Here is a 20,767-nt window from a genome sequence, read left to right on the forward strand (position 1 = left end):
TTACGCCGTCAAAGAAGGAACCGAAATATGTTAAGTCGTATCAAAGAGGAACGCCTGCCTGCGATTGCCGCGCCCGTTGACCCACGCGCATTTAGCGATGAACTGAGCACGGCACGCCGCCACGTTCTCGACCTGATCAGCCGTCATTTAACGGAATTTGGCGAGCAGTTCCCGGCGGAAACCTGTAAGGACGGTTTTTATCCGCTGACCGACAACGTGGAGTGGACCACCAGCTTCTGGACCGGCCAGCTGTGGCTGGCGTGGGAGATGAGCGGCGAGGCGAAATTCCGCGCGATGGCGGAAAAAAACGTGCGCTCGTTCGGCCTGCGCATCGCCGGGCGCAGCGACACCAACACCCACGATCTAGGCTTCCTGTATACGCTCTCCTGCGTAGCGGCCTGGCGGCTGACCGGGAACCGCGAGGCGCGCGGCTTCTCGCTGCTGGCGGCGGAAGCCCTGCTGGAGCGCTTCCATGAGAAGGCGAAGATCATTCAGGCGTGGGGCGATCTCTCTGACCCTGAACAGGCCGGACGCATGATCATCGACTGCAACATGAACCTGCCGCTGCTCTACTGGGCAACCGAGCAAACCGGCGATCCGCGCTTTGCCGACGCCGCAAAAGCGCACGTCATGCAGGCGGCGACGTATCTGATTCGCGAAGATGCCTCGACGTTCCACACCTACTATATGGATGTAAACACCGGCGCGCCGCACTACGGCAATACCCAGCAGGGCTACGCCGATGACTCATGCTGGTCGCGCGGGCAGGCGTGGGGCATTTACGGCTTCCTGCTGAGCTATATCTACACCGGTGACGAGACGATGATCGCCCTGTCGAAGCGGCTGGCGAACTATTTCCTCAACCGCCTGCCGGAAGATAGCGTCTGCCACTGGGATCTGGCGCTGGTGGGTACGGACGCGCTGCGCGATTCGTCCTCAGCGGCAATCGCGGTATGCGGTCTGCTGGAGCTGGTGAAGCATCTTCCGGTCACGGATCCGGATCGCGAGCGCTATCTGGAGTGGGCGAAAGGGATCATGTCGTCGCTGACGAAACAGTATCTGATGGGCAAAGACGAGAAGGGCAACGGGCTGCTGAAGCACTCGGTGTATCACCTCGCGGGCAATAAGGGCGTGGACGAGTGTGCGAGCTGGGGAGATTACTTCTACGTTGAGGCGCTGGTGCGCTTCACGCAGAGCTGGAAGCTGTACTGGTAAAACAGCCGGGGGTAAGTCCCCGGCTATGCGGTTACGCTTTCGGAATACGCAGCGTCTGGCCGGGATAAATTTTATCCGGGCTGGAGAGCATCGGGCGGTTGGCCTCGAAAATCTTGTTGTACTGGTTGGCATCGCCGTACACGGTTTTGGAGATGGCGCTCAGGGTATCGCCCGATTTCACCGTGTAGTAAGTGGCTTCATCTTTGGCATCGGTGGCGGTGATGTTGTTCTCCACCTCGCTCACGCCGGCGATGTTACCCACGGCAACCTGGATTTTCTCTTTCTGCTCTTGCGTCAGCCCGTCACCCGTCACGCTGGCTTTGCCGTCGGTAACGGTGACCTGGACGTTATCCGCGCCAGGAATATTCAGCTTTTTCAGGTGCTCGGTGACTTTGTCGCTCTGACCTTTATGATCGGTCAGGTTATCCCACAGCTTTTCGCCTGCTTCTTTTACGAAGTTAAAAAGACCCATTCCATCCTCCTGTTAACAATGAAGTCAGAATAAGCATAGCAGTTGAGTATTAAGATGATACAAAAAGCCCGGCGGCGCTAGCGCTTACCGGGCCTACGAGTCAGGTTTTGTAGGCCGGGTAAACGCAGTGCCACCCGGCAAATTCCACGAACCTTAAACCCCTTGCTCCAGAATTCGGATATGGGTATCCAGCACGTCACCTTTTACCGCCTCACTCCACGCTTTCATGTGCGGAGTTTGCAGGTGCGCTTCGAGGTGCGCCACGGTTTCCCACAGTTCAACCATCATGATGGAGTCCGGCGCGGTCGCCTGGAAGCTGGCATCGGTGGCTGCATCTACCAGCGGCGCATAGCCGTGGCAGCCTTCTTCTTCAAGTACGGTCGGGATAATCTTCGCGAACTGATCCAGCAGCGCCTGGCGGTGATGTTGACCTGGACGAGTACGAATTTCAGCAATTACGGTAAGCATGGTTAACTCCTTCTAATTCCAGGTTACCAGTTAAGCAAAAATTGTCGCGAGATGCTTGCGATATTCTGCGATATAGCTCGGGACATCAGGCATTTTAATCACGTCGTTGACGATAAAGGTCGGCAGCGGATCCATGCCCAGGAACTGGTTTGCCTTGTGGAACGGCAGATACGCGCCGTCGACGCCCACACCTTCGAAGAACTGATCTTTCTCGGTAAACGCTTCCATCGGGGCGTTCCAGGTCAGGGAGAGCATGTATTTTTTGCCCTGAATCAGGCCACCGGAGCCGTATTTTTTAGACGCGTCAGAGCGGGTGCGGCCGTCGCTGGCATACAGCGAGCCGTGACCTTCGGTGAACACGTCATCCATGTATTTTTTCACCGTCCACGGCGCGCCCATCCACCAGCCCGGCATCTGCCAAATGACCACGTCAGCCCACAGGAAGTTCTGTACTTCGGCTTTCACGTCATAATCGCTGTCCGCGCGAACGACCTTAACATCATGCCCGGCGTCGCGCAGGAAACCGTCCGCGACCTCGGTCAGGGTGTCATTCAGCTGGCCTTTTGAGTGTGCGAATTCTTTCGCGCCGTTGATAATCAGAATGTTGCTCATTATTTGTCCTCGGTGTTGAGAGTATGCCGGGTATTCTACGCGCGAGGACGGAGCGGAAAAATGAGCAAAATGTGCAAAGTCTTTTGCCTGAGCAGCAATAATACGCTACCAGCTGATCCCGGCTTCAAACCCACCGCCAGCCGCATTCTTCAGGGAAACGCGCATGCCGTGAAGCGCAGCAATGCGTTTCACAATGGATAACCCCAGGCCGCTGCCGGTGGCGTCTTGCCCCGGAGGACGATAAAAACGCTCGCCAATACGCGCCAGCGCTTCAGGCGAAATACCCGGGCCGTTATCCCGTACGGTAAAGCCGCGCGCGTTCAGCGTTACGTCCACCACGCTCCCCTTCGGGCTGTAGCGGATGGCGTTATCCAGCAGATTACGCACCAGCAGGCTCAGCAACAGCTGTTGACCCGGGCGTTTACTCTCCGGCGCGTTGAGGTTCAGGCGAATGTCGATACCCGCCTGCTGCGCGGGATGATAAATATCCATAACCGCCGACTGCAGTAAATCGGCTATCGCGATCGGCTCAACGTCGTCGAGATTGTCGAGCGAGTCGAGCCGCGAAAGCGTAAGAAGCTGATCCACCAGCCGGGAAGCGCGGTCGATACCGGCATGCAGCTGCGCCAGCGCTTTTGCCTGCGCCTGCGGATCGTCCAGATACAGCTGCGCCACGTCGGTTTGCACCTTCAGGGCGGCCAGCGGGCTGCGCAGCTCGTGGGCGGCATCGGAGGTGAAGCGACGCTCGCGGCTCATCATCTCGCGGGTGCGGGTAAACAGGTGGTTTAGCGCGTCCAGCAGCGGGCGCACCTCTGTCGGCACCCCCTCCGTCGGCAGGTTGTCTGTGGCATCCGGAGAGCGTGAACGCAGGGTTGTCGCGAGCTTTTTCAGCGGCTTCAGCTCGCGGCTCAGCAGCAGGATTAGCAACAGCAGCATAACGGGCAGCGCCACCAGCCACGGCGTAAGCTGCGAGCTCACCACGTCCAGCGCCATGTCCTGGCGGTACTCCCACTCCTGGCCGACCACCACGCGGTATTTACCGTCAGGCGACGTCAGCCATAAAAATCGCCACTCGTCGCTATCGTCCTGAAGCCGTCCGTCGTCAAAGCCGTCGCGGCGGTAGTGGTACGGAATATCGCGCCCGTTTTCACCGTCGTTGAGGATCATGCTGCCGTCGGCGCTGAAGATGGCGAAGGCCAGCGCGTCATCGTCCAGATGCCCGTGTTTGGCTTTTTTGGGCACCTCGCGCATGCGCTCCGGCGCGTGAAGCTCGTCCAGTTCCATCGTCAGCAGACGTTTGGCAAACAGCATCTGCTGGGTATCAAAGAGCTTATCGAGCTTATGCGTCGTCTGCTGCCAGGCGACCAGGCTTGCGGCAAACCACGCCGCCAGAGAAAGGATCAGGAAGAGCAGCGTCAGGCGGAGCTTCAGGCTCAGTTTCATGCGTCACCCAGGGTATAGCCGATGCCGTGCACGGTGCGGATAAACTCGCTCCCGAGCTTGCGGCGAAGGTGATGGACGTGGACCTCTACGGCGTTACTGGAGACATCGTCATCCCAGCCGTAGAGCTTTTCTTCAATCATCCTGCGGGGCAGCACGCGGCCAGCATTGCGCATCAGCAGCTCCAGCAGGGCGAACTCTTTTGGCTTGAGGGTCAGCGTTTCGCCATTAACCGTGGCGACGAGGCCTGTGGGATCCAGCGTCACCTTACCGTGACGCAGCTCGCTGCGCGCCTGACCGTGGCTGCGGCGCACCAGCGCTTCAAGGCGCGCTGCGACTTCGATCAGGGCAAACGGCTTGCAGAGATAATCATCCGCGCCCATGCGTAGACCGTCGACGCGCTGGTTCAGCGCATCCCGCGCCGTCAGTATCAATACCGGCTCGCTGCGCCCACTCTCACGCCAGGCACGGAGGATCTCAAGCCCGTCAATTCCCGGCAGCGTCAGGTCCAGCACCACGGCATCATAGGGCGCGGTATGCAGCGCGGCCTGGCCGGTTTTCCCGTCGGTAAACCAGTCTACGTTAAACCCCATTTTGCTTAATCCCGCTTTGATGCCGTCGCCGATGAGCCTGTCGTCTTCTACCAGTAAAATGCGCATGTTCCCTCCTTGATGCCGTCAGTAAACCCTCTGAATCAACGTGCGTACAGTAAAAATAAATAAATTTTCCCCTTAAGAAGTTGTTAAGGATTACCCTGTTTAATGGACTGCGAAACCATATTAAAGGGAGAGATTAAGATGAAAAAATTCGCTGCTATTGCTGCCATCATGATGATGACCACGGCCCCTGCTTTTGCTGCACAGGGCGGATTTAACGGCCCGTCTGCCACCGCGAGCCAGACGCAAACCCAGCAGGGCGGTTTTGTGGATAACAATGCCAACCTGACCACGGCGGCCAAGGTGAAAGACCTGAAGGACGATGCCTGGGTGAAGCTGCGTGGTAACATCACCGAGCGCCTGTCCGATGACCGCTACACCTTCCGCGATGAAACCGGCACGGTGGTCGTTGAGATTGACCACAAACGCTGGAACGGCGTAACCGTCAGCCCGCAGGACAAGGTTGAACTTCAGGGGAAAGTTGATAAAGACTGGAACGAGTTTGAAATCGACGTGAAGCAGGTTATCAAGCTGAACAAATAACCCCGAAAGGGCCGCTTATCCGGCCCTTTTTCTTTGTGACTCAACTCGTCAGATAAGGTAGTATCTGCGGCAATATTGCCTGAAACCCTTCGGTTTCTGAGTTGAGGAATCACACGTAATGAGCGATATGGCAGAGCGCCTCGCGCTACATGAATTCACGGAAAACGCCTACCTGAACTACTCCATGTACGTCATCATGGACAGGGCGTTGCCGTTTATCGGAGATGGCCTGAAGCCCGTTCAGCGCCGCATCGTCTATGCGATGTCCGAGCTGGGGCTGAGCGCCAGCGCCAAGTTCAAGAAATCCGCCCGTACCGTCGGTGACGTACTGGGTAAATACCATCCGCACGGCGACAGCGCCTGTTATGAAGCGATGGTGCTGATGGCTCAGCCGTTCTCTTACCGCTACCCGCTGGTTGACGGGCAGGGGAACTGGGGGGCGCCTGACGATCCGAAATCCTTCGCCGCGATGCGTTATACCGAATCCCGCCTGTCCAAATACGCCGAAGTGCTGCTGGGCGAGCTGGGCCAGGGGACGGTCGACTGGGTGCCAAACTTCGACGGTACGATGCAGGAGCCAAAAATGCTGCCCGCGCGTCTGCCGAACATCCTGCTGAACGGCACCACCGGTATTGCGGTCGGTATGGCGACGGACATCCCGCCGCACAACCTGCGTGAAGTGGCGAAAGCCGCCATCACCCTGATTGAACAGCCGAAAACCTCGCTGGACGAGCTGCTGGATATCGTGCAGGGGCCGGACTATCCGACCGAAGCGGAGATCATCACCTCGCGCGCGGAAATCCGCAAAATCTACCAGAACGGCCGCGGCTCCGTGCGCATGCGCGCGGTGTGGAATAAAGAAGACGGCGCAGTCGTCATCACCGCGCTGCCGCATCAGGTTTCCGGCGCGAAAGTGCTGGAACAGATTGCCTCCCAGATGCGCAATAAAAAGCTGCCGATGGTGGACGACCTGCGCGACGAATCCGACCACGAAAACCCGACCCGTCTGGTGATTGTGCCGCGCTCTAATCGCGTGGACATGGAGCAGGTGATGAACCACCTGTTCGCCACCACCGATCTGGAAAAAAGCTACCGCATCAACCTGAACATGATTGGTCTGGACGGTCGCCCGGCGGTGAAAAACCTGCTGGAGATCCTCACCGAATGGCTGGCCTTCCGCCGCGATACGGTGCGCCGTCGTCTGAACCACCGTCTGGAAAAAGTGCTTAAGCGCCTGCATATCCTCGAAGGTTTGCTGGTGGCGTTCCTTAACATCGACGAAGTGATTGAGATCATTCGTACCGAGGACGAGCCTAAGCCCGCGCTGATGTCGCGCTTTGGCATCAGCGAAACCCAGGCCGAAGCCATCCTTGAGCTGAAGCTGCGTCATCTCGCCAAGCTGGAAGAGATGAAGATCCGCGGTGAGCAGAACGAGCTGGAAAAAGAGCGCGATCAGCTGCAGGCGATTCTGGCGTCCGAGCGCAAGATGAACACCCTGCTGAAGAAAGAGCTGCAGGCCGATGCTGACGCCTTTGGCGACGACCGTCGTTCTCCGCTGCACGAGCGCGAAGAGGCGAAGGCGATGAACGAGCACGACATGCTGCCGTCAGAGCCGGTAACCATCGTGCTGTCGCAAAGCGGCTGGGTGCGTAGCGCCAAAGGGCACGACATCGACGCCCCGGGACTGAGCTACAAAGCGGGCGACAGCTTCAAAGCGGCGGTGAAAGGCAAGAGTAACCAGCCGGTGGCGTTTATCGACTCCACGGGCCGCAGCTACGCCATCGACCCGATCACGCTGCCGTCTGCACGCGGGCAGGGTGAACCGCTGACCGGCAAGCTGACGCTGCCGCCGGGCGCCTCCGTTGACCATATGCTGATGGAAGCCGATGAGCAGAAACTGCTGATGGCCTCTGATGCGGGCTACGGGTTTATCTGTACCTTTAATGACCTCGTGTCGCGCAACCGTGCCGGTAAAGCGTTAATTAGCCTGCCGGACAACGCCCGCGTTATGACGCCGCTGGTGATCGAGAACGAGAGCGATATGCTGCTGGCGATCACCTCCGCGGGACGTATGCTGATGTTCCCGGTCAGCGACCTGCCTGAGCTGTCAAAAGGGAAGGGCAACAAGATCATTAACATCCCGTCGGCGGAAGCGGCAAAAGGCGAAGATGGCCTGGCGCATCTCTTCCTCCTGCCGCCGCAGAGCACGCTGACCATTCACGTCGGCAAGCGTAAAATCAAGCTGCGCCCGGAAGAGTTGCAGAAGGTGGTGGGCGAGCGCGGACGCCGCGGTTCACTGATGCGCGGCCTGCAGCGAATCGATCGCGTGGAGATTGACTCTCCGGCGCGCAGCAGCGCGGGCGACAGCGAAGAGTAATCTGCTCAATCCCCCTCTGTGTCAGAGGGGGAATTTCCATAAAATTTCCCGTAAAAACGTTGTTAATTCGTGCGTTGCGATTAACAATACGCGCTCGTAATAAAGTCCTTACCTGGCCACAGGTGAAGTATAATTGTCAGCTGTTGGGGCTTCAGAGGTCGCTATGCTATACATTGTTCGTCTCGTTATTACCGTTATCTACTGCATTCTGGTCTGTGTTTTCGGCTGCATCTATTGCCTGTTCAGTCCGCGTAATCCGAAGCATGTCTCGACCTTTGGTCACATGTTCGGCCGTCTTGCGCCACTTTATGGCCTGAAAGTTGAAAAACGTCTGCCGGAAGGCGCCGAGCATTTCGGCAATGCCATCTATATCGCTAACCATCAGAACAACTACGATATGGTGACGGCTGCAAACATCGTTCTGCCGCCGACGGTGACCGTGGGGAAAAAGAGCCTGCTGTGGATCCCGTTCTTCGGCCAGCTTTACTGGCTCACCGGTAACCTGCTTATCGACCGTAATAACCGCGCAAAAGCACACAGCACCATTGCGGAAGTGGTGAACCATTTTAAGAAACGCAAAATCTCTATCTGGATGTTCCCGGAAGGAACGCGTAGCCGCGGTCGCGGCCTTCTGCCGTTTAAGACCGGCGCGTTTCATGCTGCAATTGCGGCAGGCGTTCCAATTATTCCCGTGTGCGTTTCCAATACATCGAATAAGATTAATCTTAACCGTCTGAAAAACGGGCTGGTGATTGTGGAAATGCTGCCGCCGGTGGATACCAGTAAATACGGTAAAGATCAGGTGCGCGAGCTGGCGACACACTGCCGCGAACTGATGGCGCAGCATATTGCGCAGCTCGACAAAGAAGTCGCAGAGAGAGAAGCCGCCGGTAACGTTTAAGCCGGCGTTTAAAGGGAAAACGAATTCCCGCGTTGTTAGTCGTTTCAGATGGAGCTTATATGTCACTCAGTCGGCGTCAGTTTATTCAGGCTTCGGGTATCGCCCTTTGTGCGGGCGCGATGCCGCTGACAGCCAGCGCCGCCGGGCAGCAGCAGCCGCTGCCCATTCCGCCGTTGATTGAATCCCGTCGTGGGCAACCGTTATTCCTGACCCTGCAGCGCAGCCACTGGTCATTTACCACTGGGACGCGCGCGTCCGTCTGGGGGATTAACGGGCGCTACCTCGGGCCAACCATTCGCGTCTGGAACGGGGATGACGTTAAGCTGATTTACAGTAACCGCACCACTGAAAATGTCGCCATGACGGTCAGTGGCTTGCAGGTTCCCGGGCCGCTGATCGGTGGCCCGGCAAGGATGATGTCGCCTAATGCAGACTGGGCGCCCGTGCTGCCGATCCGCCAGAGCGCAGCGACGCTGTGGTATCACGCGAACACCCCTAACCGCACGGCGCAGCAGGTTTACAACGGCCTGGCCGGGATGTGGCTGATTGAAGATGAGGTCAGTAAGTCTCTGCCGATCCCGAACCACTACGGTGTGGATGATTTCCCGATCATTATCCAGGACAAGCGCCTTGATAACTTCGGTTCGCCGGAATACAGCGAGCCGGGCAGCGGTGGCTTTGTCGGTGACTCGCTGCTCGTCAACGGGGCGCAAAGCCCTTATGTCGAGGTCTCGCGCGGCTGGGTGCGCCTGCGCCTGTTGAACGCTTCAAACTCGCGCCGCTACCAGCTGCAGATGAGCGACGGCCGCGCGCTGCACGTGATTTCAGGGGATCAGGGTTTCCTGCCTGCGCCGGTTTCCGTTAAGCAGCTGGCGCTCGCGCCGGGCGAACGCCGTGAAATTCTCGTGGATATGACCAACGGGGACGAAGTGTCTCTGACCTGCGGTGAGGCGGCGAGCATTGTGGACCGCATTCGTGGCTTCTTTGAGCCGTCGAGCATTTTGGTTTCTACGCTGGTATTAACCCTTCGCCCGACCGGCCTGCTGCCGCTGGTGACGGACAACCTGCCGATGCGTCTGCTGCCGCAGGAGATCCTCAACGGATCGCCGGTGCGCAGCCGCGATATCAGCCTGGGCGACGACCCGGGCATTAACGGTGCGCTGTGGGACGTGAACCGCATTGATATTACCGCTCAGCAGGGCACCTGGGAACGCTGGATGGTCCGCGCGGACATGCCGCAGTCGTTCCATATTGAAGGGGTATCGTTCCTGATCCGCAACGTCAACGGGGCGATGCCGTTCCCGGAAGATCGGGGCTGGAAGGACACCGTCTGGGTGGATGGCCAGGTTGAACTGCTCGTTTACTACGGCCAACCGTCGTGGCCGCACTTCCCGTTCCTGTTCCACAGCCAGACGCTGGAGATGATGGATCGCGGATCGGTAGGGCAGATACTGGTGAATCCGGCACCGTAACTGCTTTTCTCCCTCTCCCTGTGGGAGAGGGTTGGGGTGAGGGCAACAGCCCGCACAATACCCCTTCATTTCCCACATTAATCCAGCGTATAATCCCGCTCCTTTTGTCTATTTTTTCTTCGGAAGCATTATGAGCGCAATTTCCCTGATCCAGCCGGATCGTGACCTCTTCTCCTGGCCGCAGTACTGGGCGGCCTGCTTTGGACCGGCGCCATTCCTGCCGATGTCCCGTGAAGAGATGGACCAACTGGGCTGGGACAGCTGCGATATCATTCTGGTGACGGGCGATGCCTACGTCGACCACCCGAGCTTTGGCATGGCGATCTGTGGCCGCATGCTTGAAGCGCAGGGCTTCCGCGTGGGGATCATCTCCCAGCCGGACTGGAACAGCAAAGACGACTTTATGCGTCTGGGCAAACCGAACCTGTTCTTCGGCGTGACCGCAGGCAACATGGATTCGATGATCAACCGCTATACCGCCGACCGCAAGCTGCGCCACGACGACGCCTACACCGCCGATAACGTGGCGGGCAAACGTCCGGACCGCGCAACCCTCGTTTACACCCAACGATGCAAAGAAGCATGGAAAGACGTGCCGGTCATCCTGGGCGGCATTGAGGCGAGCCTGCGCCGTACCGCGCACTACGACTATTGGTCCGATACCGTGCGCCGTTCGGTGCTGGTGGATTCCAAAGCCGACATGCTGATCTTCGGCAACGGCGAGCGTCCGCTGGTAGAAGTGGCGCACCGTCTGGCGCAGGGCGAGCCCGTTGGCGAGATCCGCGACGTGCGCAACACCGCGATCATGGTCAAAGAAGCGCTGCCGGGCTGGAGCGGGGTAGATTCCCGCATTATCGATATGCCGGGCAAAATTGACCCGATCCCGCATCCGTACGGCGAAGATCTGCCGTGCGCGGATAACAAGCCGGTTGAGCCGAAAAAAGCCGAAGCTAAAGCCGTTGTGGTACAGCCGCCGCGTCCGAAGCCGTGGGAAAAGACCTATGTTCTGCTGCCGTCCTTTGAGAAGGTCAAAAGCGACAAGGTGCTCTACGCTCACGCCTCGCGTATCCTGCACCACGAAACCAACCCGGGCTGCGCCCGCGCGCTGATGCAAAAGCACGGCGAGCGCTATATCTGGGTCAACCCGCCGGCGATCCCGCTCTCTACCGAAGAGATGGACAGCGTCTTTGCCCTGCCGTACAAGCGCGTGCCGCACCCGGCGTACGGCAACGCGCGTATCCCGGCGTATGAGATGATCCGCTTCTCGATCAACATCATGCGCGGCTGCTTCGGCGGCTGCTCCTTCTGCTCCATTACCGAGCACGAAGGCCGTATCATTCAGAGCCGCTCCGAGGATTCGATCGTCAACGAGATCGAAGCCATTCGCGACTCGGTGCCGGGCTTTACCGGTATTATCTCCGATCTGGGTGGCCCAACGGCGAACATGTACATGCTGCGCTGCAAGTCGCCGCGCGCGGAGCAAACCTGCCGTCGTCTCTCCTGCGTCTATCCGAGCATTTGCGAGCATATGGACACCAACCACGAGCCGACGATCAACCTTTACCGTCGCGCGCGCGACCTGAAGGGCATCAAGAAGATCCTGATCGCCTCCGGCGTGCGTTACGACATCGCCGTAGAAGATCCGCGCTACATCAAAGAGCTGGCGACCCACCACGTCGGCGGCTATCTGAAGATTGCGCCGGAGCACACCGAAGAAGGCCCGCTGTCGAAAATGATGAAGCCGGGCATGGGCAGCTATGACCGCTTTAAAGAGCTGTTCGATACCTATTCGAAGCAGGCCGGTAAAGAGCAGTACCTGATCCCGTACTTCATCTCCGCGCACCCGGGTACGCGTGATGAAGACATGGTGAACCTGGCGCTGTGGCTGAAGCAGCGTCGCTTCCGTCTCGACCAGGTGCAAAACTTCTACCCGTCGCCGCTCGCGAACTCGACGACCATGTATTACACCGGCAAGAACCCGCTGAGCAAGATTGGCTATAGGAGTGAAGACGTGGTGGTGCCGAAAGGGGATAAACAGCGTCGTCTGCATAAGGCGCTGCTGCGCTACCACGATCCGAAAAACTGGCCGCTGATCCGCCAGGCGCTGGAAGATATGGGTAAAAAGCACCTGATCGGCTCGCGTCGTGACTGTCTGGTACCGGCGCCGACGCTGGACGAGATGCGCGAAGCGCGTCGTCAGAACCGCAACACGCGCCCGGCGCTGACCAAGCACACGCCGATTGTGCATCAGCGTTCGAACGGTGGGGCTACGGGGACGAAAAAAGCGGGAAAACGTAAGATCGGTTAAACCTGTGACAATGCCCGGTGGCGCTGCGCTTACCGGGCCTACAGGTCAGCGCGTAGGCCGGGTAAGGCGAAGCCGCCACCCGGCTTTTTTACGCGATTATCCGCCAAACTGATCCGGATCCGGCCCAAGCCGCTTGCCCTTATCCAGCTTCGCAATTTCACCCAGCTCATCTTTGTCCAGGCGGAAGTCCCAGACGTCGAAGTTCTCGGCGATGCGCGACGGCGTGACCGATTTCGGGATCACCACCAGACCGCTGTCCAGATGCCAGCGAATGACGATTTGCGCAGGCGTCTTGCCGTATTTATCCGCCAGTTCGCGGATAATTTTCTGGTCAAAGACCCCTTCGCCGCCCTGAGCCAGCGGGCTCCAGGACTCGGTCTGGATCTTGTGGGTGGCGTTCCAGGCATGCAGCTGGCGCTGCTGCATCAACGGGTGCAGCTCAATCTGGTTGATCACCGGCGCCACGCCCGTTTCGTCAATCAGCCGCTGCAGGTGATGCACCTGGAAGTTACACACCCCAATGCTTTTCACCAGCCCCTCTTTTTGCAGCTCAATCATGCCCTTCCAGGCATCCACATAATGATCGATAGCCGGAACGGGCCAGTGCATCAGATACAGGTCGACGAAATCGAGCTGGAGCTTATCCAGGCTTTCCTGCAGGGCTTCATGAGGGCGTTTCTGATCGTCATTCCACAGCTTGGTGGTAATGAAAAGCTCATCGCGGGCAACGCCGGCGCTGGCAAGCGCTGTGCCCACGCCGTCCTCATTTTTGTATGCGGCGGCGGTATCAATCGACCGATAGCCGACTTCAAGTGCTTTATGAATGGCGGAGACGACCTCGTCGTTACCGGCTTTCCATACGCCGAGCCCCAGCTGGGGCATTACGTTGCCGTCCTGAAGCTTGATTACGGTTTGGTTTGCCATTATTCCTCCTTCATTTGCCATCCGTCGGGGGCGAACCCCCGACGGCGTGTGTGCATTAAGTCTGGACGAAATGTCAAAAAACGAAAGGCGGGATGACAAAAACGCTTAGCGCGCCGCTTCGTAGATACGACGGCTCACGTCCAGCGTGATGTCGCCATGCTCGCCCAGCTGGGTCATGCCGTGCTCTTCAAGTTTTGCCAGCAGAGCAGGGATAGAGCTGCCGTCCAGACCGTAGCCAGACAGGCGCGTTGGCACGCCCAGGCCTTCAAAGAAGCTGCGGGTCGCTTCGATGGCGGCATCGATACGCGCGTCGTCAGAACCCTCGTTGATGTTCCACACGCGCTCTGCGTACTGCAGCAGTTTGGCGCGTTTGGTATCGCGTTTTTCGTTCCACAGAGCAGGCAGAACGACCGCCAGCGTCTGGGCATGGTCCAGACCGTGCATCGCCGTCAGCTCGTGGCCCAGCATGTGGGTGGCCCAGTCCTGAGGAACGCCAGCGCCGATCAGGCCGTTCAGCGCCTGAGTCGCTGCCCACATCACGTTGGCACGTACGTCATAGTTTTCCGGCTCTTTCAGCGCTTTCGGACCATCTTCGACCAGCGTCAGCAGAATGCCTTCTGCAAAACGATCCTGAATTTTACCGTCAACCGGGTAGGTCACGTACTGCTCAACGGTATGAACAAACGCATCGACCACGCCGTTCGCTACCTGACGTGCAGGCAGGGTGTAGGTGTAAACCGGATCCAGGATAGCGAACACGGGCTGAACGTGTTCGTTCATAAAGGCCTGCTTATCACCGGTGGTTTTGCGGGAGATAACGGCACCTTTGTTGGATTCAGAGCCGGTCGCTGGCAGAGTCAGCACGGAGCCCATCGGGATCGCGCTTTTGATATCGCTGCCGCGGGTTTCCAGAATATGCCACGGGTCAATGCCGTCAGCGTAGTGAGCGGCCGCCGCGATGAACTTGGTGCCGTCCAGTACGGAACCGCCGCCAACGGCCAGCAGGAAAGTGACGTTCTCTTTGCGGGCAATTTTGACCGCGTTCATCAGCGTTTCATAAGATGGGTTTGGCTCGATTCCGCCAAACTCACGCACGTCCAGACCTTCCAGGGCGCTGTAAACCTGATCCAGCACGCCGGTTTTTTTCACGCTGCCGCCGCCGTAGGTGATCAGCACGCGGGCGTCGGCTGGGATCTGCTCGCGCAGGTCGGCAATTGCGTCTTTACCAAACAGGATGCGGGTTGGGGTGTGTAGATTAAAGTTGTTCATTGCTCGTTCCCTTGTGTGGGTGAAAAACCGCGGTGGCGCAGATGGCTACCTGATGCTGCACATTGTGGCGGCCCGGCGCTATCCTCTCAATGCACATTCCTGCCGATGTCTTGCCCATTTCTACAGAGTGCTGGAGGATCCACAAAAAAATGCGCACACTGTACAGGTCGAAAACCGTACCCGGAGCCAGAGAAAATGAACCGCGATGACATCTGCTTTCAGCTCACGTCGCAGATTAAGAGACTGATAGATAAAGATAATGCTGTGGGAGAGCTGCTGCCGGATATTCGCCTGCTCTATGGCACACAGCCGGGGACGCGAACGCCGGTGATGTACCAGCCGGGCATCGTTTTTCTCTTTTCCGGCCATAAAATTGGCTATATCAACGAGCGGGTGTTTCGTTACGACACCAATGAATACCTGCTCCTGACGGTACCTCTACCCTTCGAATGTGAAACGTTCGCGACAGAGGCGGTTCCGCTGGCCGGTATTCGCGTCAACGTCGATATCCTCCAGCTGCAGGAGCTGCTGATGGAGATTGGAGAAGACGAGCTGTTCCAGCCCTCAATGGCCGCGAGCGGCATCAACTCTGCGACCTTATCGGATGACATTCTGTGCGCCATTGAACGCCTGCTGGACGTGATGGAGAGGCCGCTGGACGCCCGTATTCTCGGCAAGCAGATTATCCGCGAAATTCTCTACCACGTGCTGCTGGGGCCGGGAGGCGGGGCGCTGCTGGCGCTGGTGAGCCGCCAGACCCATTTCAGCCTGATCAGCCGCGTGCTGAAGCGCATTGAAAGCCAGTACACGGAAAACCTGAGCGTTGACCAGCTGGCGGCAGAAGCGAACATGAGCGTTTCGGCGTTCCACCATAACTTCAAATCGGTGACCAGCACCTCGCCGCTGCAGTACCTCAAAACCTACCGGCTGCATAAGGCGCGTATGCTGATGATCCACGACGGTATGAAGGCCAGCGCGGCGGCGATGCGGGTTGGGTATGAAAGCGCGTCGCAGTTCAGCCGGGAGTTTAAGCGCTACTTCGGCGTTACGCCGGGGGAAGATGCGTCGCGCATCAGAACGATGCAGGGAGCGTAGGTTTTTTCCCTCTCCCCTATGGAGAGAGGGTCAGGGTGAGGGGATCACGCGCTGCAGTACTTCTTCTTAATCACCACCGCAATCGTCCCCACCAGGCCGGCAACCAGCAGGAAGAGCGGCAGCACCATCAGGAAAGTCATCACCTGGTCTTCATGACGCTTCACGAACGGGATCATATTCAGCGCATAGCCCAGCGTGGTGACCACGCCAACCCACAGCAGGGCGCTCAGCCAGTTGAAGAACTGGAAGCGGCGGTTCGACAGCCCGGAGATACCCGCCATCGTTGGCAGCAGGGTGCGAACAAAGGCCAGAAAACGCCCGGCCAGCAGCGCCAGCAGACCATGGCGATCGAACATGCAGGTCGCACGCTGATGATATTTATGCGGCAGCTGAGCCAGCCAGCCTTTTACGACGCGGGTATTCCCGAGCCAGCGGCCCTGCAAATAGCTCAGCCAGCAGCCCAGGCTGGCTGCTGAAGTGAGGATCACCATCGTCGGTGCGAAATCCATGACGCCCTTACCGATTAACGCCCCTGCGAGCAGCAGCAGGCTATCACCGGGGAGAAACGAGGCTGGCAGCAGTCCATTTTCCAGAAACAGGGTCGCAAACATCACGAAATAGACAATACCCACTACGTGCGGGTCCGCCAGCGCGGCAAAATCGTGTTGCCAGAGCGCAGCGATAATATCTTGAATAACAGCCATGGACTTTCCTGTGGAACAGCAGATATAGCGCTATTGTACTCCCAATTTCGCCCGTCGGGTTTGATCGCGGGCGCAAGTCATGCAGACTTTTCGGGCTGCAGTGTTAACTAAAGCGTCCAGGGGAGTACATTTCAGGCTGCACTCTACACGATACGTTCAAACCCTGCCGCTAAATCCGCAATCAAATCGTCAACATTTTCTAAACCAATATGCAGACGAATCAAGGTTCCGCTGAAATCCACCTCGCCGCCAGGCCGCAGCGCCGCAATCTGTTCCGGCTGGTTTGGCAGGATAAGAGATTCGAACCCTCCCCAGGAGTAGGCCATGCTGAAGAGGGTAAAATTATCCAGATACGCTGCCAGCTCGTCGTTACTCAGCCGTTTTTTCAGCACGAACGAGAACAGGCCGCTGCTGCCCGTAAAGTCACGCTGCCAGAACGCGTGGCCTTTGCTGCCCGGTAGCGCCGGGTGATTCACGCGCTCAACCAGAGGATGCTGCACCAGCCACTCGGCGACTTTCAGGCTGCTTTCATGATGCTGACGCAGGCGAACGCCCAGCGTGCGAATACCGCGGCTGGTCATGTAGGCGGTGTCTGCATCAACCATCTGGCCCATCAGGTAGGCATTTTCACGCAGCTGATCCCAGCAGCGGGCGTTGGACACCGCCGTGCCGATCATGCCGTCGGAGTGGCCAATCAGGTATTTCGTTGCCGCCTGAATGGAGATATCAATATCGAACTCCAGCGCCTTAAACAGCACGCCCGCCGCCCAGGTGTTGTCGATCATGATGATCGCCTCCGGCGCTTTGCTGCGCACGGCCTTCACGATGGCAGGGACGTCATGCACTTCCATGGTGATTGAGCCGGGAGATTCCAGGAACACGATGCGCGTGTTCGGCTGAATAAGTTCGGCAATACCTTCACCGATGAGCGGGTCGAACCAGCCGGTGGTCACGCCAAGCTTGCTGAGGATCCTGGTGCAGAAGTCCTGGCTTGGCTCGTAGGCGGTGTTGGTCATCAGGATATGGTCGCCCTGTTCGACAAACGCCAGAATGGTATTGGCCACAGCCGCCGCGCCGCATGGGAACAGCGCACAGCCCGCGCCGCCTTCCAGCTCGCACATGGCTTCCTGTAGTGAAAAGTGGGTTAGCGTGCCGCGACGACCGTAAAACAGCCCGCCTTTGGCGCGATTACGCGTGGCGATTTTTTTCTCCTCCACAGTATCGAATACCAGCGAGGAGGCCCGTTGAATCACGCTGTTGACCGATCCCTGGGTATATTGCTTGCTGCGTCCGGCCTGCACCAGCGTGGTATCAAGATGCTTCTTTGTCATGTTCGCCAACCCTGTTTTTATACGTCTGGACGTCCAGACTACCACGATTGTAAAAATCTGCACCCGCCTGCTTATCGAATAAGCAGAAAATTTTATGAAAAATACGCATAAGAAATTTTTACTGCGTAAGCGCAAGGAAAGTGAGCGAAAATTACGGCAGTATGTAAATACTAATGAGAACTACTATCAATTCGACGACGTTTTGATATTATTACGCTCAGATTTTGTGATTTGCGTCCTGGAGATACAGAGTGGGTAATAATTTGATGCAAACGGATCTCTCCGTTTGGGGCATGTACCATCATGCTGACATCGTGGTTAAGATTGTGATGATCGGCCTGATTCTGGCGTCCGTTGTCACCTGGGCTATTTTCTTCAGCAAGAGCGTTGAGCTTATTTCGCAGAAGCGCCGCCTCAAGCGCGAGCAGCAGCAGCTGGGCGAAGCCCGCTCGCTGGATCAGGCTTCTGATATGACTTCATCCTTCCACGCCAAAAGCCTGACGTCCTTATTAGTGAACGAAGCGCAGAACGAGCTGGAACTGTCCGAAGGCAGTGAAGATAACGAAGGCATTAAGGAACGCACCGGCTTCCGCCTGGAGCGTCGCGTTGCCGCCGTGGGGCGTCATATGGGCCGTGGCAATGGCTATCTGGCGACTATCGGTGCTATCTCTCCGTTCGTCGGCCTGTTCGGTACCGTCTGGGGCATCATGAACAGCTTTATCGGCATCGCGCAGACCCAAACCACCAACCTGGCGGTTGTGGCGCCGGGTATCGCAGAAGCGCTGCTCGCTACGGCAATCGGCCTGGTCGCGGCGATTCCAGCCGTTGTTATCTATAACATCTTCGCGCGCATGATCGGCAGCTACAAAGCGACCCTCGGCGACGTTGCCGCCCAGGTTATGCTGCTGCAAAGCCGCGATCTGGACCTCAATGCCAGCGCCGCTAAACCGGTGCATGCGGCGTCTAAACTGCGCGTAGGTTGATTGTATGGCAATGCGTCTTAACGAAAATCTGGACGATAACGGCGAAATGCACGAAATCAACGTGACGCCGTTCATCGACGTCATGCTGGTGCTGCTGATTATCTTCATGGTGGCAGCGCCGCTGGCAACGGTTGACGTAAAGGTGAATCTGCCCGCGTCTTCTAGCCAGCCGCAGCCGCGCCCGGAAAAGCCGATTTACCTGTCGGTAAAAGCGGATAAATCCATGTTCCTGGGCAACGACCCGGTGACGGATGCCTCTGTTATCCCGGCGCTGGATCAGCTTACCGGTGGGAAGAAAGACACCACGGTCTTCTTCCGTGCGGACAAAACCGTTGATTATGAAACCATGATGAGGGTAATGGACACGCTGCATCAGGCGGGGTACCTGAAGATTGGTCTGGTCGGCGAAGAGAAAGCGGCCGCGAAATAAAACGAAGAGCTGGCGAAAGCCAGCTTTTTTTTGCCTGTACTACGGATGTTTTTTGGCTTCAGCCGGGCCGGCAGGGGACGGGTCGTCGTTGAGCGCCACAAAGGTGACGTTCGAGGTGCGGTAATCGCCCTCGGACAATTTGCGGCTCAGACGCAGCGTGGCGGTCTCTCTCGCCAGCAGATACTGGTAGTTGGCCTCCAGACGCCCCAGGAGCTTCTCTTTGAGCTCAGGGCGCTGTTCGATGATGGCATTCATCACCGCGCCGTAAATCTCTTCTTTGACCTGCAGCGCGTAAATCTCACGTCGGTTCTGCCATTTCAGGCGAACCAGCGTCGCCGGGATAGAGACCAGGTCCTGCGTTATTCGCGTTATCTCGGCGTTCTTACTCTTTTTTAACGCCTCGAGATTCTGCTTTAAGATAAATTCATCACTTTTTTTATCATCTAAAGTCAAATAAACGTTATTATCTTTAACTTCCATCACGTTAATCTTCCCCCAGGTTATAAAAGACAAGGGTGTTTTTTTCACGCGTAATTAAGTTAAGCCAAATTTCATTACCGGCTTCATTTATTTCTTTGGTTTTTTCGGTAATTATTTGACTTAGCGTCTGGGCATCTATTTCGCCCTCGGCCTGCAGGTCGTCCAGCAGGTGAACAAAGGCTTCGATTTTTACTGCGCGAAATAAGCGGTCTTTTATATGGCGATCGTGCTCTTCCAGCAACATATTACGGGATTTCCCGCTTTGGGAAACACCAATTAATATCTCTGGCTCATAATCGGAGAGCGTTCTTTTTCCCTGAGTGAAATTAGCCTTTTTTTCTGCTTCCGTCGAAGGCTGTTCCACAGGCGCAATGTGGTACTTAGCCGGGACAAGATTGTCGGGCAGCATTTAGATTTCCTTTAATTTCAAAAGGGTGGGGTCGGTAAAGGCGTGAGATTCGTTGACAATAACATGAGGCAATTTTAAAATCAAAAAAAATGGAGCCTACCCATGAACAGCATTTTTTTCACGGTCATTACATTACTATTACTGACCGCTGGCGTTCTTTTATTGATGCAAGAGTTCAATAAACCGAAAGTGTCGAAAGACGCCAGCGAACTGCCACAGCCTGAACTGATGACAAAAGAGGAAGGGGAAGACCATTTCTCGGTATTGATGAACGCGGTGACCCCTGTTTGGTACTGGCGGGTCAACCACGAATATATCGACTTTCTTCATGCGACAATTAAACGTATGAAAATGACAGAAATTAATGATACGCCGGGGCTATTTGACGCACAGCGTCGCTGCAGCGATCTCAACTCGGCGGTGTATAAATATTACGACAACATCAAAAAGCGCTGTCTTAACGGTGAGAAGGTCTCGTATTCCGATTTAGACGTACTCAACCTGCGTCAGTGTTTTCGCGAATTCAGCCTCGAAGCCTACCCGGAGCTGGTGGTGCTGGTCTGGCCGGAGTATGCGCGTCCGGAAGTGAACCCAGAGGACGTGTAGGCGTTGTGTTGGTTAGTTGTTGCAAACAGTCAGCGCCGTTGAGATATACTGGGCGCTGGTTTCGTTTGCAGA

General features: G+C 57.1%; 21 protein-coding genes. 10 read left to right on the forward strand and 11 right to left on the reverse strand.

Annotated elements, in window-relative coordinates; translation table 11 throughout:
* The first annotated feature begins 27 nt into the window (after window positions 1-27).
* Window positions 28-1,215 (forward strand): glycoside hydrolase family 88 protein, encoded by a 1,188-nt coding sequence (locus D5067_RS03535; RefSeq protein ID WP_119936262.1) that lies wholly within the window; start codon window positions 28-30, stop codon window positions 1,213-1,215.
* Window positions 1,216-1,246: 31 nt separating this feature from the next.
* Here the strand turns inward: D5067_RS03535 and lysM are convergent, their stop codons facing one another.
* The 5 genes from lysM to qseB form a co-directional block, all read right to left on the reverse strand.
* Window positions 1,247-1,687, reverse strand: a complete 441-nt coding sequence (gene lysM, locus D5067_RS03540; RefSeq protein ID WP_015571878.1) for a peptidoglycan-binding protein LysM — start codon at window positions 1,685-1,687, stop codon at window positions 1,247-1,249.
* Between the two features lie 153 nt (window positions 1,688-1,840).
* Window positions 1,841-2,155 carry a putative quinol monooxygenase gene (locus D5067_RS03545; protein WP_119936261.1) on the reverse strand — a complete coding sequence of 105 codons (315 nt, stop codon included), beginning with the start codon at window positions 2,153-2,155 and terminating at the stop codon, window positions 1,841-1,843.
* A gap of 30 nt (window positions 2,156-2,185) precedes the next feature.
* A complete protein-coding gene (locus tag D5067_RS03550; protein ID WP_119936260.1) occupies window positions 2,186-2,767 on the reverse strand; it encodes an NAD(P)H-dependent oxidoreductase in 582 nt (193 codons plus the stop codon).
* Between the two features lie 105 nt (window positions 2,768-2,872).
* Window positions 2,873-4,210 (reverse strand): quorum sensing histidine kinase QseC, encoded by a 1,338-nt coding sequence (gene qseC, locus D5067_RS03555; RefSeq protein ID WP_119936259.1) that lies wholly within the window; start codon window positions 4,208-4,210, stop codon window positions 2,873-2,875.
* Entirely contained in the window at window positions 4,207-4,866 is a 660-nt protein-coding gene (gene qseB, locus D5067_RS03560) for a quorum sensing response regulator transcription factor QseB (protein WP_119936258.1), read from the reverse strand. Before qseB ends, qseC begins: the two co-directional genes overlap by 4 nt.
* Window positions 4,867-5,004: 138 nt before the next feature.
* Here qseB and D5067_RS03565 point away from each other — a divergent pair, with 138 nt between their 5' ends.
* The 5 genes from D5067_RS03565 to D5067_RS03585 all read left to right on the forward strand — a co-directional run bounded on the left by D5067_RS03565 (window position 5,005) and on the right by D5067_RS03585 (window position 12,464).
* Window positions 5,005-5,406 carry a YgiW/YdeI family stress tolerance OB fold protein gene (locus tag D5067_RS03565; RefSeq protein ID WP_119936286.1) on the forward strand — a complete coding sequence of 134 codons (402 nt, stop codon included), beginning with the start codon at window positions 5,005-5,007 and terminating at the stop codon, window positions 5,404-5,406.
* A gap of 118 nt (window positions 5,407-5,524) precedes the next feature.
* Window positions 5,525-7,783 carry a DNA topoisomerase IV subunit A gene (gene parC / locus D5067_RS03570; protein WP_119936257.1) on the forward strand — a complete coding sequence of 753 codons (2,259 nt, stop codon included), beginning with the start codon at window positions 5,525-5,527 and terminating at the stop codon, window positions 7,781-7,783.
* A 163-nt stretch (window positions 7,784-7,946) separates the two neighbouring features.
* Window positions 7,947-8,684, forward strand: a complete 738-nt coding sequence (gene plsC, locus D5067_RS03575) for a 1-acylglycerol-3-phosphate O-acyltransferase (protein WP_119936256.1) — start codon at window positions 7,947-7,949, stop codon at window positions 8,682-8,684.
* A gap of 59 nt (window positions 8,685-8,743) precedes the next feature.
* Window positions 8,744-10,156 (forward strand): cell division protein FtsP, encoded by a 1,413-nt coding sequence (gene ftsP / locus D5067_RS03580; protein ID WP_119936255.1) that lies wholly within the window; start codon window positions 8,744-8,746, stop codon window positions 10,154-10,156.
* A gap of 130 nt (window positions 10,157-10,286) precedes the next feature.
* Window positions 10,287-12,464 carry a YgiQ family radical SAM protein gene (locus D5067_RS03585; RefSeq protein WP_119936254.1) on the forward strand — a complete coding sequence of 726 codons (2,178 nt, stop codon included), beginning with the start codon at window positions 10,287-10,289 and terminating at the stop codon, window positions 12,462-12,464.
* 96 nt (window positions 12,465-12,560) lie between these two features.
* On the opposite strand, the gene dkgA is transcribed toward D5067_RS03585, so the two are convergent.
* Together dkgA and yqhD are read right to left on the reverse strand one after the other, a co-directional pair.
* Window positions 12,561-13,388 carry a 2,5-didehydrogluconate reductase DkgA gene (gene dkgA / locus D5067_RS03590; protein ID WP_119936253.1) on the reverse strand — a complete coding sequence of 276 codons (828 nt, stop codon included), beginning with the start codon at window positions 13,386-13,388 and terminating at the stop codon, window positions 12,561-12,563.
* Between the two features lie 105 nt (window positions 13,389-13,493).
* Window positions 13,494-14,657: an alcohol dehydrogenase gene (yqhD, locus tag D5067_RS03595; protein ID WP_119936252.1), complete on the reverse strand. Its 1,164-nt coding sequence runs from the start codon at window positions 14,655-14,657 to the stop codon at window positions 13,494-13,496.
* A 195-nt stretch (window positions 14,658-14,852) separates the two neighbouring features.
* Between yqhD and D5067_RS03600 the strand changes: the two genes are divergently transcribed.
* Window positions 14,853-15,752, forward strand: a complete 900-nt coding sequence (locus tag D5067_RS03600; protein WP_119936251.1) for an AraC family transcriptional regulator — start codon at window positions 14,853-14,855, stop codon at window positions 15,750-15,752.
* 44 nt (window positions 15,753-15,796) lie between these two features.
* Here the strand turns inward: D5067_RS03600 and yghB are convergent, their stop codons facing one another.
* Together yghB and metC are read right to left on the reverse strand one after the other, a co-directional pair.
* The gene (gene yghB, locus D5067_RS03605; RefSeq protein WP_119936250.1) at window positions 15,797-16,456 is read right to left on the reverse strand and encodes a DedA family general envelope maintenance protein YghB; all 660 of its coding nucleotides are present in this window, start codon (window positions 16,454-16,456) and stop codon (window positions 15,797-15,799) included.
* Window positions 16,457-16,599: 143 nt separating this feature from the next.
* Complete coding sequence (metC, locus tag D5067_RS03610) at window positions 16,600-17,787, reverse strand: cystathionine beta-lyase (protein WP_119936249.1); 1,188 nt, start codon at window positions 17,785-17,787, stop codon at window positions 16,600-16,602.
* Between the two features lie 251 nt (window positions 17,788-18,038).
* On the opposite strand from metC, the gene exbB reads away from it, so the two are divergent.
* A complete protein-coding gene (gene exbB / locus D5067_RS03615) occupies window positions 18,039-18,770 on the forward strand; it encodes a tol-pal system-associated acyl-CoA thioesterase (protein ID WP_119936247.1) in 732 nt (243 codons plus the stop codon).
* A gap of 4 nt (window positions 18,771-18,774) precedes the next feature.
* Entirely contained in the window at window positions 18,775-19,200 is a 426-nt protein-coding gene (gene exbD, locus D5067_RS03620) for a TonB system transport protein ExbD (protein ID WP_010435590.1), read from the forward strand.
* 39 nt (window positions 19,201-19,239) lie between these two features.
* On the opposite strand, the gene D5067_RS03625 is transcribed toward exbD, so the two are convergent.
* Both D5067_RS03625 and D5067_RS03630 read right to left on the reverse strand, forming a co-directional pair.
* Complete coding sequence (locus D5067_RS03625) at window positions 19,240-19,680, reverse strand: cytoplasmic protein (RefSeq protein WP_374208607.1); 441 nt, start codon at window positions 19,678-19,680, stop codon at window positions 19,240-19,242.
* Window positions 19,681-19,684: 4 nt separating this feature from the next.
* Complete coding sequence (locus D5067_RS03630) at window positions 19,685-20,089, reverse strand: hypothetical protein (RefSeq protein WP_119936245.1); 405 nt, start codon at window positions 20,087-20,089, stop codon at window positions 19,685-19,687.
* A gap of 102 nt (window positions 20,090-20,191) precedes the next feature.
* Between D5067_RS03630 and D5067_RS03635 the strand changes: the two genes are divergently transcribed.
* Window positions 20,192-20,695, forward strand: a complete 504-nt coding sequence (locus D5067_RS03635) for an ESA_00282 family adhesion-associated protein (protein ID WP_119936244.1) — start codon at window positions 20,192-20,194, stop codon at window positions 20,693-20,695.
* Window positions 20,696-20,767 lie beyond the last annotated feature (72 nt).

This window comes from Enterobacter huaxiensis, assembly GCF_003594935.2.
Classification (GTDB): domain Bacteria; phylum Pseudomonadota; class Gammaproteobacteria; order Enterobacterales; family Enterobacteriaceae; genus Enterobacter; species Enterobacter huaxiensis.